This is a genomic window from Pseudonocardia sp. SID8383 (assembly GCF_009864975.1).
Lineage (GTDB): Bacteria > Actinomycetota > Actinomycetes > Mycobacteriales > Pseudonocardiaceae > Pseudonocardia > Pseudonocardia alni.
This window is the reverse complement of sequence record NZ_WWFY01000052.1, coordinates 1-1,967: the sequence shown is the minus strand read 5'-3', so window position 1 is coordinate 1,967 and position 1,967 is coordinate 1. Positions and strand designations below refer to the sequence as shown.

Sequence of the window (1,967 nt, the reverse complement as noted above, 5' to 3'; positions counted from 1 at the left end):
CGCGGGTGCAGCTCGTCGACCCCGACCCGGACCGGGCCGCCGTCGCCGCGGCGCTCGGCGTCGGGTTCGCCTCTCCCGACGACGCCGAGGGCGACCGGGACCTCGTCGTGCACGCCAGCGCCACCCCGGCCGGGCTGGCCCGCTCGCTGGAGCTGCTCGCACCGGAGGGCGAGGTGGTCGAGCTCAGCTGGTACGGGACCCGCTCGGTGCCGCTGCCGCTGGGCGGGGCGTTCCACAGCCGCCGGCTCACCATCCGCGCCAGCCAGGTCGGCACGGTGTCCCCGCGCCGGGCGCGCCGCGGCTACGGCGACCGGATGGCGCTGGCGCTGCGGCTGCTCGCCGACCCCCGGTTCGACGCCCTGGTCGGCGGCGACTGCACGCTCGACCAGCTGCCCACCGTGCTCGCCACGATGGCGGCGGGCGGGCCGCCGTCGCTGTGCCTCCGGGTGTCGCACCACGGGGGTCAGTAGCCGGTCGCGGTGTGGCCGCGCGGCGCGTCCGGCGCGGCGTCGACCTGCGGCAGGACGTGCCCGAGCCGGTCGCGCTTGGCGGTCAGGTACCGCACGTTGTGCTCGTCGGCGGGCTCCAGCACCGGCACCAGCTCGGTGACGACGATGCCGTACCCGGTCAGCGCCTCGACCTTCGCCGGGCTGTTGGACAACAGCCGCACCCGGCCGATCCCGAGGTGGCGCAGCACGACGGCGGCGGCCCCGAAGTCGCGCACGTCCACCGGCAGGCCCAGCGCGACGGCCGAGTCGATGGTGTCCAGGCCGTCCTCGTCCTGCAGCACGTGTGTGCGGATCTTCGCGAGCAGGCCGATGCCGCGGCCCTCGTGCCCGCGCAGGTAGACGATCACGCCGCGGCCCGCGCGGACGACGGCGTCGATCGCGATCGACAGCTGCGCCCCGCACTCGCAGCGCCGCGCGCCGAAGACGTCACCGGTGAGGCACTCGGAGTGCATCCGCACCAGCGGCGCCTCCACGTCCGCGGGGTCGCCGTGCACCAGCGCGAGGTGCTCGGGACCGCCCTCGTACTCGCGGAAGGCGATCGCACGGAACTCCCCGTGCCGCGTGGTCAACCGGGACTCGGCGAACTCGTGTCGGTCGTCGTGCACCGTTGCTCCTCCATGATCGGGCAGGGCCGTGAGAGCCTCGCCTGCGTGAATCCCCTCCCGGTCGACACCACCGAGGACGTCCGGGAGCGAGGTGCCTCCGTGGCCCTGCTCCCGGTCGGGAGCCTCGAGCAGCACGGACCGCACCTGCCCCTGACCACCGACACCCTCGTGGCGTCCGCGGTGGCCGCCCGGATCGCGCAGGCCCACCCCGTGCGCGTCCTGCCACCACTGACGATCTCCTGCTCCCACGAGCACGCCGCGTGGGCGGGCACCGTGAGCATCTCCGCGGCGACGCTCGGCGCGGTCGTCTCCGACGTCGCCGCCTCGCTGCGCGCTTCCGGCACCACCGCACTCGTCCTGGTCAACGCGCACGGTGGGAACCACGTCCTGCGCAACGTCGTCCAGGAGGCCTCGGTCGGGCCGCTGCCCATGGCCCTGTTCCCCGTCTCCGAGGACTGGACCGCCGCCCGCCGGGCCGCCGGGTGCGCCACCTCGAACACCGCCGACATGCACGCCGGGGAGCTGGAGACCTCGATCCTGCTGCACACCGTCCCCGACCAGGTCCGGCCGTCGTACCGCACCGCCGACCACGTCGCCGACGAGCGGCCGTACCTGCTCACCACCGGGCTCGCGGCCTACTCCGCCGGCGGTGTGGTGGGACGGCCGTCGCTCGCCACCGCCGACAAGGGCCGGGGCCTGCTCGACGCGCTCGTGGTCGCCTTCGAGGGGCACCTGCGGGTGCTCGCCGGGCGCTGACGGCGCGGTCTCCCGGGCCGCCCGGCGGCGCCGCAGCACCACGAGCGCGCCCGGTGCGACCCCGACGAGCGCCAGCACCCCGTAGGCGACGGCGGCG

At 75.8% G+C, this 1,967-nt stretch carries 2 protein-coding genes and 1 pseudogene; 2 read left to right on the top strand and 1 reads right to left on the bottom strand.

Going from position 1 to position 1,967, the window contains the following annotated elements; all coding sequences use genetic code 11:
• Positions 1-470 (top strand): annotated as a pseudogene (locus GTW08_RS01480) (dehydrogenase); the annotation flags it as partial.
• Here GTW08_RS01480 and GTW08_RS01475 read toward each other — a convergent pair.
• Positions 464-1,114, bottom strand: coding sequence for a GTP cyclohydrolase II (locus GTW08_RS01475; RefSeq protein WP_100880827.1), 651 nt, complete (start codon positions 1,112-1,114; stop codon positions 464-466). The pseudogene GTW08_RS01480 and the gene GTW08_RS01475 overlap by 7 nt on opposite strands.
• 12 nt (positions 1,115-1,126) lie before the next feature.
• On the opposite strand from GTW08_RS01475, the gene GTW08_RS01470 reads away from it, so the two are divergent.
• A complete protein-coding gene (locus GTW08_RS01470) occupies positions 1,127-1,870 on the top strand; it encodes a creatininase family protein (RefSeq protein WP_161151282.1) in 744 nt (247 codons plus the stop codon).
• Positions 1,871-1,967: the final 97 nt, after the last annotated feature.